The following is a 15,401-nucleotide window of genomic DNA, read 5'->3' on the forward strand; positions in this document are numbered from 1 at the left end:
CTTATTGCTTCTGCTCAGTGGCTGCTGGCGCTGCAGCAGCGGCCTCGGCAGGCGCAGGCTGCGTATCGGCGCCTGCAATCACGGGTTTTACGGGTGTACCAGGGGGCGCTTTCATGAATCCGTCGGTGATCACTTTGTCGCCTGCAACCAAACCATCCGTGATTACCCATTGATCACCCTTCCACTGGGCAACTTGCACGGGACGCGGAGCCACTGTGTTTTCAGGACTAACAGTCATCACAACCTTGCCGCCGGCCGGGTTTTCAAGCACGGCGCGCTGGGGCAACAACACGGCATTTTTTTGCACAGCGCCGCTGACGCGCACGCGCACAAACTGCCCCGGACTCAGCACTTCTTTCTGATTGGCCAGCACCGCACGCGCATCTACGGTGCCAGTGGCCGGGTTCACACGCACATCCTGAAAGCCCAGCTTCGCCTTAAAGCCCATGGGCTTGCCATCGGCACCCAGCACTTCCACCACCAGATCGCCGTTGCTCAGGCTGATCTCACCGCTGGCAATGCCTTTGCGCAATTGCTCATGATCCTTTTCAGGAATACCAAAATTCACATACACCTGATCAATCTGGGTTACCGTGGTCAACAACTCGGAGGGACCCGATACAAAACTGCCCTCGGAATACTGCGAGCGACTGGCAAATCCATTCACGGGCGATTCAACCCGCGCATATTCCAGATTCAAACGCGCAGTGCGCACGGCAGCACTGGCCACCAGCAAATCGGCCTTGGCCACTTCAAATGCGGATTGCGCATTGTCCAGTTCCGATTGGGAAACAGCCTTGCTGTCTGCCAAAGGCAAAACACGTTTGTAATCGCGCTCGGCCTGAGCTGCGCGAACCTTGGCTGCATTTTCATCGGCCAAAGCACGGGCCAGTGCAGTTTGGTAAGGGGCGTTGTCCAGGCTGTACAAAGATTGCCCTTTCTTCACGCGACCACCTTCCTCGAACAGACGGCGTTCGATAATACCCGCCACGCGGGCGCGAATTTCAACCTCGCGCAGGCCTGCAATTTGCGCAGGGTATTCATAGGTCAGTTCGAGTGCTTCGGTTTTCACCTCGACAACGGGTACAGGTGCGGCCTGGCCGGCACCGGGACCACCAGGCGCTTGTGCATCGGCACCCTGGCCGCAGCCCAGCAGCAAAGCGCTGGACAGAACAGTCACCAGCAGCGCAGGCAGAAGGGTGGCTCCTGCAAATGCGCGGCTGTAAGGGGAAGCTTGAGTTTGCTTTGAATTCAATGAGTTGCTGTGCATGATGTGTGCCCTGTACTATCCTTGTGGGAATTTTTCGGGGTTGATTTAATGACCGAGAAGTCAGATAATACATACATACACGAGTGTATGTAAATAATTTTTTTCAATTTGGCGTAGACGATTGTGGTGAGAAAAACGAAGGAAGAAGCGCAGGAAACCCGCAACCTGATTCTGGACACAGCAGAGGCCGTGTTCTCGGAAAAAGGGGTGTCGAGGACCACGCTCAACGACATTGCCAAGGCTGCGGACCTGACGCGGGGGGCCATCTATTGGCACTTCAAGAACAAGGCCGACCTGTTTGATGCCATGTTACAGCGCGTCATATTACCAATGGATGAATTCATCGCCACGCCTGACCTGCACCCAGAGCAGCAGCCGCTGGCTTACCTGCGCACGCGATCCATGCATGTTGTGCGCACCCTGGCCGAAGACCCACGTACACAACGGGTGTTCGACATCGTGATGCACAAAGCGGAAATGGTCGACGACATGTTGCCGATTCGAGACAGGCATTTGGAAGCCATTCAAGGTTGTATTCAAACCATTGAAACAGACTTTCAAGCCGCCATCGACAAAGGTGAATTGCCCACAAAAACCAACGCCCGTCAGGCTGCCATCGGTTTACATGCCTTGATTGACGGGCTATTTGCCAATTTTGTACTCAGCCCGAATTTGTTTGATTTGATGGAACAAGCTGAATTCACCATCGACAACTACCTCAATGGCCTGGCCAGCCGAAAGTAAAGCCCAACTACACCCGGCCAGTCACCGGAAGACCTGCGCCGTTTATATCGCGGGCTGCGTCTGACAGCAAAAATGCAATTACGCCCGCCAGGGATTCAGGGCGAACCCAATCAGAAGGGTCGGAATCTGGCATGGCCTCGCGATTGGCGGGCGTGTCCAGAACACTGGGCAACACCGCATTGGCCCGAATACCCAAATGTTTGTTCTCTGCGGCCAGCGCCTCGGTCAACCGAAGCACACTTGACTTCGCCGCTGCATACGCGCCCATGCCCTCGGCTGCCTTGCCTGCGGCAGCTGCGCCAATGTTAATAATCGCACCACTTTGCTGACCCTGAAACTGCGGCAATATGGCTTGGCACATATTGACCGTGGTTTGAACGTTCATGGCGTACTGGGTATTCCAGGACTCCAGACTGCTGTCCGCCTGTTTTTCCCACACAAAACCACCTGCAATATTCACCACTGCGTCGATCTGGCCAAAGTACTCCCAAGCCTGATTCACCACTTCCTGTGCATGCTCGGGCTGAGTCAAATCCACATTGCCAATCGACACCGCATCGCTTTCGCCTTCCCACTCGGGTTGGTGCAAATCGATCAACAGCAGTCGGTAACCCAAACTGCCCAAATGGGTGGCAACGGCCTGTCCCAAATTGCCCGCTGCGCCTGTAATGATCGCCACTGGATTGCTGTTGCTCATGAAAATCGACCCCTGCGTTAAATAGTTGACTGCCTGCATTTTGACACGAGCACAGCCGTTTCACGCCCCCACCCCCTTTGAATACCCCCTTTAAGGGCAACGCATTGGTGCAATGTTGAAGCAATCAATACCTGCCGTTCACAAGACATCACCGGAATTTTTGGAGCATGTTATGTGGAACGGTTTATTTTTTGGCTTGGTGAGCTTGTTCACGCCCCAGGCAACCCTGCCCGACACGGCGGCCATGAAGGTGGAAATCGAGCAGTTTGCACAGGTCTACGCCATTGACACCGATCGCATTCATGTTCGCGAAAGCACCATGAACAACCCCTCCCCGTTTCTCACCAACAGCGGTATCAAGGCCTGCGTGCTTCATGTGAACCAACATGCCGACGCCAAGCGGGTGTGGTCACACTTCCTTGACTCAGGCCATGAAGGCGCAGAACCCGCGTTTCTCGCATTCACCTCTGCGCATGAATTGACCCATTGCTTGATGTCCGAGAAAGGCAAACGGGCCACCACCAAGAAAGCACTTCAAGACCATTTGGGCATTCAATTCAAGAACAATGTGCATTTTGAAGAAACGCTGGCCGACCTGGTCGGCCTGGCTTATGTTCAAAAAGTCATGCCAGAGTACTTTGACGTGGTGTACAAGCGTGTGAAATCGATTCGCACAGACTTTTCCAACCGCGACCCCGAACACGACAGCTCACGCGCACTGAATGCCCCCACCATTGCGTTTGCAGACCAAATGTTTAGTAAAACTGAGAACATTCGTTTGGCGGATGCGGGTAGCCGATAAACATCGCAATACAAAAAAACTTCTGTGAATTGGCTTGTAATCAAGCACACATTCAAAAAGCATGTTTAAATTCAAACGATCGTTTGAATAATTAACAAGCACAATTCACAGGTGACCCTCTTGAACAGCTTCCAATCCGTTTTTCGCCCCAACCTTTTTGCAGGACAAACGGTGCTGGTCACAGGTGGCGGCTCGGGCATTGGTCGCTGCACCGCACACGAGCTGGCCAGCTTGGGTGCCGACCTCGCCTTGGTTGGTCGAAAAATGGAAAAGCTGGAAACCGTGAAAGCGGAAATCGAGCAAACCTGTTCTGTGAAAATTTCCCTGCACAGTTGCGACATTCGCGAAGAAGAACGCGTGAAAGAAACCGTGACGGAGGTGTTGGCAATTCACGGCAAAATCAACCACCTGATCAACAACGCTGGCGGGCAATTTCCATCGCCCTTGAACATGATCAGCGGCAAAGGCTTCGAAACCGTGGTGCGCAACAACCTCACAGGCGGTTTTCTCATGGCCCGCGAAGTGTTCAACCAGTACATGATGTTGCACCTCGGTGAAACCGACCTGTCGATCACCAACATCATTGCCGACATGTGGAACGGCATGCCAGGCATGGGCCACTCCGGCGCCGCACGCGCGGGAATGTTGAACTTCTCCGAGACCGCATCCAATGAATGGGCCCCCGTGCGGGTCAATGCTGTTGCCCCGGGCTTCATTGCCTCCAGCGGCATGGACACTTACCCCGAACCCATGAAGCAAACCATCATGCAACTGGACAAAACCATTCCGCTACACCGCTTGGGTCTTGAAGCGGAAGTGTCTGGCGCACTGGTCTTCTTGTGCAGCCCGGCAGCCTCTTTCATTTCCGGTTCCTGCATTCGAATTGACGGCGCAGCCCCCAACGCCCGCCGTATCTGGCAAGTTGGCACAGGCAAACCCAACCCGGCATTCAACAGCTTCCATCTGGGTGGCGTACCCGAGGTGATCCAACGTCGCGATGCGGCACGCGCAGCCCAACAAAAGAAATAAGCCGCAGTTCATGCATAAGGCTTGACACACCCAAGCCTCACCCTCAAAATCAAACAAACGTTTGATTTTTTAATTACACCAAGAGCACAGAATTCAATGCCAATTTTAGAGACCGCCGTTGCCACAAACTCGGCCGAGTTTGAACTCAACAAAGCCAACATGGAAACGGCCCTGAATGAACTTCGGGCATTGGAACAACGCACCCGCGACGCATCGGCCAAAGCGGCTCCCTCGTTTGCCAAGCGGGGGCAACTGCTGCCGCGTGACCGGGTGGCATTGCTGCTCGATTCAGGCTCCCCTTTTCTGGAACTCAGCACACTGGCTGGGTATATGCAAGACGGCCAAAAAGCCGAGAAAAGCATTCCAGGCGGCGGCATCATTGCCGGCTTGGGCTATGTGGCCAATACCCTGTGCATGGTCGTGGCCAGCGATTCCGGCATTGAGGCAGGCGCGCTCCAAGCCATGGGCATTGAGAAAATGCAAAGGGCCCAAGACATTGCGCTGGAAAACAAACTGCCTTTTATTAATTTGGGCGAATCCGCCGGGGCCAACCTGCTGAAGTACAAGGTCGAGCATTTTATTCTGGGCGGCGGCAACTTCTACCGTTTGGCCAAATTGAGTGCTGCGGGTTTGCCTGTGGTCAACGTGCTGCACGGCTCATCCACAGCAGGTGGTGCTTACATTCCCGGTTTAAGCGACGTGGTGATTATGGTGCGAGAACGCGCCCGCGCCTTTCTCGCTGGCCCCCCTTTGTTGAAGGCCGCCACTGGTGAAATTGCCACCGATGAAGAATTGGGCGGTGCAGACATGCACTGTTCCATCTCAGGCCTTGGTGACTACATCGCCGATGACGACCGCCACGCCATTGCTCTCGCCCGCGAAGTGATGGCCAAAATCGACTGGAACAACAGCAACCGGCAGGTATTACCCGCATTGAATTCCAATGCACCTGCCCCACGCTATCCCGCGGAAGAATTGCTGGGCGTCATGCCTGCCGACATCAAAACCCCGGTTGACATGCGTGAGGTCATTGCACGCATCGTGGACGACTCCGATTTTCTGGAATTCAAAGCCAATTACGGTTCAGCCACCCTGTGCGGATACGCCAAACTCTTGGGTGTTTCAATCGGCATCATCAGCAACCTGGGCCCAATCGACACCGCAGGTGCCACCAAAGCCACACACTTCATTCAAAGCTGCTGCCAAACCAAAACGCCAATCATCTACCTTCAAAACACCACGGGTTACATGGTGGGCAAGGAAGCCGAGCAGGGCGGCATCATCAAGCACGGCTCAAAAATGATTCAGGCAGTGAGCAACGCCACCGTTCCGCAAATCACCTTGCTGTGTGGCGCCAGTTTTGGTGCCGGCAACTATGGCATGTGTGGTCGCGCATTTGGCCCACGCTTTGTGTTTGCCTGGCCCAACAGCAAAACAGCAGTTATGGGTGCCGAGCAGGCAGCGGGCACCATGGCCACTGTGATGCAGGCCAGCGCAGCCCGCAAAGGCATTGAAGTACCCGAATTCATGCTTGAAAACATGAAGAAACAGATCATCGACACGTTTGAGTCGCAAACCAGCGCATTTCACACCAGCGGCCTGCTGCTGGATGACGGCGTGATCGATCCCAGAGACACCCGGCAGGTATTGGCGCTCGCGCTAATCACCTGCCTGCAACAAGAGCGCAGTGTGCAGCCCATGCAATTTGGCGTGGCCCGCCCCTAATGCGTATCAGTACCCAATAACGAGGAGGAAGTGCAGTGAGACTAAGCCAGGAACACAAAGAACTACAACGCACCATCGAACGATTTGTGGAAAAAGAGATCAATCCACACGTGGCCACCTGGGAACAGGAACAAATGTTTCCCGCCCACGAACTGTTCAAAAAGATGGGTAATCTTGGCTTGCTTGGCCTGACCAAACCAGAAGAGTTTGGCGGCATGGGTTTGGACTACAGCTATTCCGTGGTGGCGGCGCAAGCTTTGGGAAAAATTCATTGTGGCGGCATACCCATGGCAATCGGCGTTCAAACCGACATGGCCACGCCCGCTTTGGCACGGTTCGGCAGCGACGAACTGCGCCGTGAATTTCTGGCTCCTGCCGTTGCGGGCGACATGGTGGCGTGTATTGGCGTGTCCGAACCCGGCGCTGGGTCCGATGTTGCCGGTGTAAAAACCATCGCCAAAAAAGACGGCAGCGACTACGTCATCAATGGCAGCAAAATGTGGATCACCAACAGCTTGCAAGCCGACTGGATTTGCTTGCTGGCCAACACCAGCGACGGCAAACCGCACCAGAATAAATCCTTGATCATCGTGCCGATGAAAACACCCGGCATTACGATCGAAAAGAAGATTCACAAAATTGGTATGTGGGCTTCCGACACCGGCCTGATCCACTTCGACAACGTGCGCGTACCCCAACGCAACCTGATCGGCATGGAAGGTGCGGGCTTCATGTACCAAATGATCCAGTTTCAGGAAGAGCGCCTTTGGGGCGCGGCCAACAGCATTGAAGGCATGATGCATGTGGTGAATGAAACCATTAATTACACCCGCCAACGCAACCTGTTTGGCAGCACTGTGTTGGACCAACAAGTGGTGCACTTCACACTGGCTGAATTGAAAACCGAAATTGAAGCCCTGCGCGCTTTGGTGTGGCAAGCCACTGAAGAATATGTAGCAGGTGGCGAAGTCACTGAACTGGCCAGCATGTGCAAACTCAAAAGCGGCCGCTTGGTGCGCGAAGTGGCCGACAAATGCCTGCAATTCTGGGGCGGTATGGGCTTCACTTGGGAAAACCCGGCATCGCAGTTGTATCGCGACGGTCGCCTGATTTCCATTGGCGGCGGTGCAGACGAAGTGATGTTGAGCATTATCTGCAAGTTCATGGGTATTTTGCCGGGCAAGAAAAAGAATGCCTAGAATCAAAAAACTGCTGATTGCAAACCGCAATGAAATTGCGCGCAGAATTTTGCGCGCCGCTCAACCCTTGGGCATTGCAACGGTGGCGGTGTATTCCGAGGCCGATGCCCAAGCGCTGCACGTGCAAGAAGCGGACGAGGCCTACTGCATAGGCCCCGCACCGTCGCTTGAATCGTATTTGCGAATCGACAAGCTGATTGAAACTGCCCTGAAAGCCGGGGCAGATGCCATACACCCTGGTTACGGTTTTGTGTCTGAAAGCCCGGCTTTCGCACAGGCCTGCGCCGAGGCTGGCATTACCCTGGTTGGCCCCACCCCCCAAGCCATTGCCGACATGGCTGACAAAGCCTGTGCCAAAGAAATCGCACAACAGGCGGGCCTGCCCTGCATACCCGGTTTCAGCGAACCCAACGCAAGCGTTGCCGATTTAATGGCTGCAGCCCAGCGCATTGGCTACCCGGTCATGATCAAAGCACTCGCTGGCGGTGGTGGGCGTGGCATGCGCCTGGTACTGAATGAATCCGAGTTTGCATCGCAACTGCACTCCGCACAGCTTGAAGCGAAAAACGCTTTCAACGACGACCGGGTCATGCTTGAAAAAGCCATCATCAACCCGCGCCACATTGAAATTCAGGTGCTGGCCGATACACACGGCCACGCCGTGCACCTCGGCGAACGCGATTGTTCCGTACAACGCCGCCACCAAAAAATTGTAGAAGAAGCGCCCAGCCCCGCAGTGAACAGCGAACTTCGCGCACGCATGGGCGAAGCCGCACTGAAGCTGGTGCATGCCACAAATTACGTCGGTGCGGGCACCGTGGAGTTTTTGCTCGACACCCAAGGTGACTTCTACTTCATCGAAATGAACACCCGCCTGCAGGTTGAGCACGGCGTCACCGAAGCAATCACGGGGATTGATTTGGTGCAGTGGCAGTTGCGCATTGCCTCCGGCGAACAGCTCACCCTGCAACAGGAACACATTCGATTCAACGGTCATGCCATTCAAGGTCGCTTGTGTGCAGAAGATCCGGCACGCGACTTCATGCCACAAACCGGGCCAGTACTGGCCTGGCAAGCAGACCCACACAGCCGCTGCGACCATGCACTGCAAATGGGTGGCGAGGTCAGCCCCTGGTACGACAGTTTGCTGGCCAAAGTCATTGTGCATGCCGACAATCGCTTGGCCGCCTGTGAAAAACTGGCTGATGCACTGAACCGGACCGTGCTCGTTGGCTTCGAGCACAACGCGCTTTACCTGCAGCGCATTGCCAGCCACCCCGTGTTTCAGGGCGGTGAGTTTGGTACAGGCTTTTTGGCTGAACACGCCGAGGCACTGCTTCAAGCCCAAACCAAAATACTGGAATGCGCAGTGGCCGCTGTTTTTCTGGCACATCAACAAAACACGACTCAGGCTGCCTGGCCCAGTGCACTCAGTGGGTTTTCAAGCACACGCGCATTGCCACGACCACTAAAATTAAAGGTGAATGGCAACACACACCAGATCAAAGTCAACAAAATCAGTAATGACTACACAGTGGACGGGCTCGGTGATACACCCTTGCTTCTCGCCAACTGGCAGCCCGCGGTCACAGGCCAGAATGTTCACAAAATTCAATCCACAATCAATGGCACTTCAGCCCAATATCTTGTTGCCTTGAACGGCAATGGTATTTGGGTTCAGCGGTGGCTCAACCCACAGGCCGCATTCATTGAAGATGAAAGCTTGCTCAGCGCCTCTGCCCTGGGTGAGGGGGTATTTCAGCCCAACATCACCAGCCCCATGAACGGCAAAATTACACAAGTACTGGTTCAGCCCGGCCAACAGGTTGAAGCTGGCACAGTGTTGGTGTGTCTGGAAGCCATGAAAATGGAACACCGCATTACAGCGAAATCAGCAGCGGTGGTCGAGGCGGTACATGTAAATGTGGGCGATCAAATGAAATTGAAACAGATCATGGTTCAACTCAAGCCTACCCAATAAGGACACCCTCCATGGACGATTTTTTCCGCTCCGTCGAGCGATTTGTGAATGAACAAATCAAACCCAATATCAACGATTGGGATGAAGCGGGTGAGTTTCCGCGCGAACTTTACCGACAAGCCGGTGAACTTGGCTTGCTTGGTTTGGGCTACCCGGAAGAAGTGGGAGGGTTTGAGTGCACACTGGCGGATCGCCTGAAGCTGTCCAACCTGGTGTGTTCCGCCGGCAGTGGCGGCTTGCTGGCAGGTCTGTTCAGTCACAACATCGGTTTGCCTCCATTGTTGAACCATGGCAGTGAAGAACTGGTACAAATGATCGCGCCTGCTGTATTGAAAGGCGAAGCCATCAGTGCCTTGGCCATTACCGAACCCTCGGGTGGGTCCGATGTGGCCAATCTGAAAACCAAAGCCGAGCTGTTTCAAAAAGACGGCTTACCCCACTACCGCATCAACGGTGAAAAAGTATTCATCACCAGTGGCGTGCGTGCAGACTGGCTCACCGTGGCAGTGCGCACCGGTGAACCTGGTGCACGCGGTATTTCAGTGCTGATGGTGCCCGGCAATGCCAAAGGCCTCACCCGCAGTCTGTTGAAGAAAACCGGCTGGTGGATGAGCGACACCGCCAGTATCTATTTCGACAATGTGGAAGTACCCGCAAGCTATTTGGTGGGCAAAGAGGGCAAAGGTTTTCGCATCATCATGGAAAACTTCAACACCGAACGCCTCATGTTGGCAGGTGCTTGCATCGGGTTCTCCAAGGTGTGCCTGAACGAAGCGCTGGATTGGGCCCAAAATCGCCAAACATTCGGCAAACGCCTGATGGACCACCAGGTGATTGCTCACAAACTGGCCGACATGCGCATGAAGATTCGCGCCACCGAAGCCTGGTTTGACGAAACCATTTCGCGCATCGACCGGGGCGACATCAACGAAGAACTGGTCGCAGACATTTGTTTGCTGAAAAACCAGGCCACACAAACCCTGCAGCATTGTGCCAACGAGGCCGTACAAATTTTGGGGGGCATGGGTTTCATGCGGGGCAGCTCTACCGAGCGAATTTACCGGGAAGTCAAGGTAATGTGCATTGGCGGTGGTGCCGAGGAAATCATGAAAGAGTTGGCCATTCGGCAATTGGCCTGGTGAGAACCAATTTTGGGTGTCCTCAGGCACCCCCCAAAAGAGTTACACTACCCGACTGAACTAAAAAAAATTAGGTTCGATCGGCTTCCCCCGAGGCGTTCTTTACATGCGGCAAATCAGAACTTGTAAGTATAAAACTTACACACAATGTAAAACATTGTTAATTATTAAGCAATATTCGCATCCATTTCCTGATTGACGCCAGTAAAACTCTCACAAGGCGAAACTTTTGCCGAACTTTTAAATGAACACACCATTGTCGGAGAATGCACTGTGGCTAATATCACTGGAGTTATCAAAAGCGTGTTGGGAGAGGTTTCTGTAACCCGTCCCGACGGAGAACAAGTCCTTCTCAAAGAAGGCGACATTATTTCTGCTGGCGACACCGTTACCACCAGTGCAGAAGGCTCGGCTTACATCGAGTTTCCCGGTGCAGATGGTCAAACAGCCACCGAAGGTATTTTGCAATCCAATGCAGTAGCCACATTGAAAGAAGGTGAGGCTGGTGCAGAATTTGAAGTCGCAGAAGGCGAATTCGAATTGTTGACTGAAGGCGAAACAGTTGCAGTCACCGGCGCAGGCGGCATGTTTGGCTTGTTTGGTGCAGGTTTGGCAGCTGGCGGTTTGGCTGGCCCATTGGCCGCAGCAGCAGGTGCCGCATTCGTGCTGGGCAGTGATGACAGCGACGGCGGCGCAGGTGGCGGCTCCACAGGTGGCGGATCTGGCGAAGCAACCGCAGGCACACTCGAGCCTGTTACCGATGCTGCAGGCCCCGCTTCCCCTGCTCTGGAACAAACGCTAGATGCACTTTCACCAGTGACAACCGTTGTTGATGCGCCTGTAGGTGCCCTTGAACCGGTTACCGAAGCACTCGACCCCGTGCTGGATGAAACAGCGCCAATCACTGACGCACTCGAACCCGCGCTGACCCCAGTCAACAACACCTTGAGCGGCGCACTCACCGGTCTTGAGCCCGTAACTGATTCACTGGACCAAAACCTTACCCCTGTGACCGAAGCGGTTGAAACAGCGCTGTCACCGTTGGTAGACGTGATTGCCGGCAACGAAGATGGATTGGTGACTGCTGCCGCAGACACACTGCCAGTGAACCTGCGCGTGGTTGCAGAGCAACTGGGTGGTGGCTTGAGCATGGTGACTCCCCAACTGGCCGACGGTTTGGCGCAAGTGGTTGGTCAACTCGACCCAATTCTGTCCCCCTTGAACGACGGTTTGACCCAAGGTTTTGACGCGGCGGCCCCCCTGTTTGATGGCTTGTCCACAGCAACTGATGCCCTGCCCATGGTTTCCCAACCCTTGGCCGATGGTCTGAACCAGGCTTTCGACGCACTGACCCCAGTAACAGACCCGTTGATCGGCGCATTGTCAGGCGGCTTGCCCCTGCCAGGCGGCGACGGTGGTGGTGGCTCAGACGGCCCCACTGGAACACCTTTGGACGCAGTACTCGGCCCAGTAACTGACGCCTTGGCTGGCGGTGGTGGTGGTGGCGGTTCTGACGGCCCCACTGGAACACCTTTGGACGCGGTACTCGGCCCAGTAAGTGACGCCCTGGCTGGCGGTGGTGGTGGTGGCGGTTCTGACGGCCCCACTGGAACACCTTTGGACGCAGTACTCGGCCCAGTAACTGACGCCTTGGCTGGCGGTGGTGGTGGCATTCCCGAAACCGGCACTCCGTTGGACATGGTTACTTCGCTGCTCGATCCAAGCGTATTGACCGACCTGGCAGCAGGTGGTGGTGCAGGTGGCAGCTTGCCAAGCTTCCCATCGACAGGCACACCGCTGGACGATGTAACTTCGTTGCTCGACCCGTCCAGCCTGCCAATCTCCTCTGGCGCAAGCCCGCTGGATGCACTAACCAGCGCGCTGCCCACAGACAGCCTGCCCATTTAAGCTTTTGTAGTATTGCGTGGGGCTCCGACCCCCGCGCAAAGTGAAAAGGCACCCTTCGGGGTGCCTTTTTGCGTTTTTACACCACTTAAATAAGTTGAACTTTCCTTGGGGATTAACCACGCAAAAAGACAATCAGGACATTCATCATGCCAGCTTCAATAGGCTCAAATCAGGTTCAATCAAACAGTCAACGGCCAAGTACCCAGCCAATAGAAAACACGACGGACCCCAAAGCACAGGCACTCGGTCGAAAAACCGCCATGGTCATGGCCACCACGGGGCTTGCCATAGCCGCCTTGGGAGCAGGTATATGTTTTACACCTGCTGCACCCACAGGCCCATTAATAATCGCGCTTGGCCTCGCATTAATGATCGCCGGAGGCGTAGTGTACAAATCGCCTGCCTCTGCCGTTGCCAACACCAGCCCATTCGATGGGTTAAACAACGATACATTCGTTCCGCCTTCCCACTACTACGACAACTGCGAACACTCGTCCCCTGACAACAACCACAATAACTGCTAGCTCCGCAACAAATGGAACTTTGCCCCTTGGGCGGAAACCTAGATGGGCAGGTATCTTTTTTCTGTTTTGACGTGTACCACCCGGCTACACCTTCCGCTGCAGGAGCATAAGAATTGGAAAACTCAAACTTTAATTTATTACAACTTGTGCCTCCTGCCGCCGTCATGGTCTTACTGGTATCTGCCTGTTTCTTTTTCTACACGCGCTACGTCAAAGTATCCAAAGCACTTTGCCTGACACTGCAAAAAATCAGCACCACGATTCGCTCGATGAGCGACGGTGACGAAATGATCAGAAAAACCGGCGTAGGTCGAGTTTTCCAAAACACACAACTCGAACCCATTTGGCGAGACTTCTCTAAAACACTGCACACACAAACAGGTCTCATCAACGGAATTACAAAAAACAAAAAATCACGCTTGACAGTCCCCGTTTCTTACTACTTCTCCGTCTCATCTGTTGTCGATCGTCCGCTTGCAGTTGATTACTTCAAGCACCTGCCAGGCATTCTGACAGGCATCGGAATTATCGGAACATTTTCAGGTTTGCTATTTGGACTATCCAATTTTGACGCGTCCAATCCCGAACTGATGGCACAAAGCGTCTCTCTTTTACTGGGCGGCGTACGCGACGCTTTCTATGCATCAGCAGCGGCCATCACAATCGCAATGATCATCACCCACTGGGAAAAGATGCTTTACCGCCGATGCCTGAGCTCGCTCGATGATCTCGTCGATGCAATCAGCAGCCTCTTTGAAGCCGGCGTTGGAGAAGAATATTTGGCCACACTTGTCCATCACTCAGCAAACTCAAGTGATCAAGCAAAAAGCCTGAAAGACGAATTGATTCAAGCCATGGTTCCTGTGATCAAGCAATTGGAATCTATTCAGTCACAACAAGTCGCCAGCATGGGCGGTGCGCTTGAACAAGCGCTTACTGAGTCCAATCGACGACTGGCCAGTCAAATAGAAACCGCACTGATCCGTCAAGTCAAAAGTCCAATTGAAGACATGGGCAAAAAAATGGACAACCGACTAAGCCACATCAAAAGCAATCCCCAAGATCTTGCAAGAAAGGTCATTCGGGCAAGACAGCAAGACGGTCAAATAGAAAACAGCCCGGAGGCCGTATGAGCTTCGGGCAATATCAACAGCCATCAAGAAACGCTGAAGAAGCTGAAAAACCTTTCTGGATTTCTTACGCCGATTTAATGACCGCCCTAATGATTCTCTTTCTGGTGATCATGGTGACTGCGCTGGCATCGATCACAAAAAAAGCGGAGCAAACAGTCAAGGAAACTCCAGAGATCAAAGAGCAAGTGGACATGACTAAAGTTCGACTTCAAGAAATTTCAAATATCTGTCAACACTTATCCGAGGAAGTCGCAAAAACAAACACATCCGTTGAAGTCGATTGCAAACTGAATCGAATCAATTTCGGAGAAGTCGGTCGATTTCAGTCGGACCAATTCAGATTGAGCGCAGAAGGTGAACAGGCACTCAATCAAGTTGTACCTGCAATTCTGAGCACAGCGAACACGCCAACAGGACAGAAATGGTTAAAACAGGTGCTGATCGAAGGCTTTACCGACACCGATGGCTCCTACCTTTACAACCTGAACCTAAGCCTGAAACGCTCAGAATGGGTGATGTGCACATTGCTGCGAAACGACCAAAGCACCGCAGTGCGTTTAAACAATGATCAAAGGCAGCAAGTCAAAAAACTCTTTCTCGCCGGCGGTGTTGCATTCAACCACGTGCGCGACTCCAAAGATGCAAGTCGACGCGTAGAACTTCGACTCCAGTTCTACGGGGTAGACAAAGCCGAAAAAAATCGATCCCAATACGATGCGAAGTTTGAAGACGACGCAAAAGAACGTTGTTGGTTGTGATCATGCACGCGAACTTTTAGCCCAATCCGTCAACTCAGACAACACGAGTTCATCAGGAGCACCTTCAATGATTAATTCCGCCGCAGCAACATCAGCCATCGCACTTGGCCAAGCAGGTCAGATTCAGGCACCCCAAGACAACATCAATCAGTTTCAAACACTCCTGAAAAGCATCAATGGTGCATTAAGCAGTGGAACTCAAAGTCTCTCTAAACGATCCGTAGAAGATACCAAGCGCAGCCAGGGCACGCTAATCGAAGAGACTGCCGCAAGTGTCAACGAAGCGGAACTCGCCATCAAGGAACTTGAAAAAGAGCTCAATCAAAGCACTTTTGAGCTGAAGGGTTCGCTCGCATTGAACTCCGAATTTACACAATCCGTGGTTTACCAGAAATTTACCGCCACAGCCTATTTTGTAAGCATGAGCAGAATCAGCAACCGGGGCGAGAACATTTCCGAAGAAATGAATTCCATTACCAAAAGGCGCTAAAT

14 protein-coding genes are annotated in these 15,401 nt (G+C 53.5%); 12 read left to right on the forward strand and 2 right to left on the reverse strand.

All coding sequences use genetic code 11. The features are described 5' to 3' along the window. Window position 1: 1 nt before the first annotated feature. Entirely contained in the window at window positions 2-1,270 is a 1,269-nt protein-coding gene (locus FRIGORI9N_RS07495; RefSeq protein ID WP_159569176.1) for an efflux RND transporter periplasmic adaptor subunit, read from the reverse strand. Between the two features lie 126 nt (window positions 1,271-1,396). Between FRIGORI9N_RS07495 and FRIGORI9N_RS07500 the strand changes: the two genes are divergently transcribed. Next, complete coding sequence (locus tag FRIGORI9N_RS07500; RefSeq protein ID WP_159569177.1) at window positions 1,397-2,014, forward strand: TetR family transcriptional regulator; 618 nt, start codon at window positions 1,397-1,399, stop codon at window positions 2,012-2,014. Between the two features lie 7 nt (window positions 2,015-2,021). Here the strand turns inward: FRIGORI9N_RS07500 and FRIGORI9N_RS07505 are convergent, their stop codons facing one another. After that, complete coding sequence (locus FRIGORI9N_RS07505; RefSeq protein WP_159569178.1) at window positions 2,022-2,711, reverse strand: SDR family NAD(P)-dependent oxidoreductase; 690 nt, start codon at window positions 2,709-2,711, stop codon at window positions 2,022-2,024. A gap of 172 nt (window positions 2,712-2,883) precedes the next feature. On the opposite strand from FRIGORI9N_RS07505, the gene FRIGORI9N_RS07510 reads away from it, so the two are divergent. The 11 genes from FRIGORI9N_RS07510 (at window position 2,884) to FRIGORI9N_RS07560 (ending at window position 15,399) form a co-directional block, all read left to right on the forward strand. Then, window positions 2,884-3,513, forward strand: coding sequence for a hypothetical protein (locus tag FRIGORI9N_RS07510; protein ID WP_159569179.1), 630 nt, complete (start codon window positions 2,884-2,886; stop codon window positions 3,511-3,513). Between the two features lie 120 nt (window positions 3,514-3,633). Continuing rightward, the gene (locus FRIGORI9N_RS07515; protein ID WP_201301426.1) at window positions 3,634-4,542 is read left to right on the forward strand and encodes an SDR family oxidoreductase; all 909 of its coding nucleotides are present in this window, start codon (window positions 3,634-3,636) and stop codon (window positions 4,540-4,542) included. Window positions 4,543-4,638: 96 nt separating this feature from the next. Further along, window positions 4,639-6,267, forward strand: a complete 1,629-nt coding sequence (locus FRIGORI9N_RS07520) for an acyl-CoA carboxylase subunit beta (RefSeq protein ID WP_159569180.1) — start codon at window positions 4,639-4,641, stop codon at window positions 6,265-6,267. 35 nt (window positions 6,268-6,302) lie between these two features. Beyond that, a complete protein-coding gene (locus tag FRIGORI9N_RS07525; RefSeq protein ID WP_159569181.1) occupies window positions 6,303-7,466 on the forward strand; it encodes an acyl-CoA dehydrogenase family protein in 1,164 nt (387 codons plus the stop codon). Then, entirely contained in the window at window positions 7,459-9,447 is a 1,989-nt protein-coding gene (locus FRIGORI9N_RS07530) for a biotin carboxylase N-terminal domain-containing protein (protein WP_159569182.1), read from the forward strand. Before FRIGORI9N_RS07525 ends, FRIGORI9N_RS07530 begins: the two co-directional genes overlap by 8 nt. Before the next feature lie 11 nt (window positions 9,448-9,458). Next, window positions 9,459-10,589 (forward strand): acyl-CoA dehydrogenase family protein, encoded by a 1,131-nt coding sequence (locus FRIGORI9N_RS07535; RefSeq protein ID WP_159569183.1) that lies wholly within the window; start codon window positions 9,459-9,461, stop codon window positions 10,587-10,589. A gap of 270 nt (window positions 10,590-10,859) precedes the next feature. Beyond that, a complete protein-coding gene (locus FRIGORI9N_RS07540; protein WP_159569184.1) occupies window positions 10,860-12,494 on the forward strand; it encodes a hypothetical protein in 1,635 nt (544 codons plus the stop codon). A gap of 146 nt (window positions 12,495-12,640) precedes the next feature. Beyond that, a complete protein-coding gene (locus tag FRIGORI9N_RS07545; RefSeq protein ID WP_159569185.1) occupies window positions 12,641-13,018 on the forward strand; it encodes a hypothetical protein in 378 nt (125 codons plus the stop codon). A gap of 113 nt (window positions 13,019-13,131) precedes the next feature. Continuing rightward, on the forward strand, window positions 13,132-14,151 hold the full coding sequence (locus tag FRIGORI9N_RS07550) for a hypothetical protein (protein WP_159569186.1): 1,020 nt from the start codon (window positions 13,132-13,134) through the stop codon (window positions 14,149-14,151). Further along, a complete protein-coding gene (locus FRIGORI9N_RS07555) occupies window positions 14,148-14,909 on the forward strand; it encodes an OmpA family protein (protein WP_159569187.1) in 762 nt (253 codons plus the stop codon). Before FRIGORI9N_RS07550 ends, FRIGORI9N_RS07555 begins: the two co-directional genes overlap by 4 nt. Beyond that, complete coding sequence (locus tag FRIGORI9N_RS07560; protein ID WP_159569188.1) at window positions 14,875-15,399, forward strand: hypothetical protein; 525 nt, start codon at window positions 14,875-14,877, stop codon at window positions 15,397-15,399. The genes FRIGORI9N_RS07555 and FRIGORI9N_RS07560 overlap by 35 nt, the downstream gene beginning before the upstream one ends. Window positions 15,400-15,401 lie beyond the last annotated feature (2 nt).

The organism is Limnobacter sp. 130 (assembly GCF_902506325.1).
GTDB lineage: Bacteria > Pseudomonadota > Gammaproteobacteria > Burkholderiales > Burkholderiaceae_B > Limnobacter.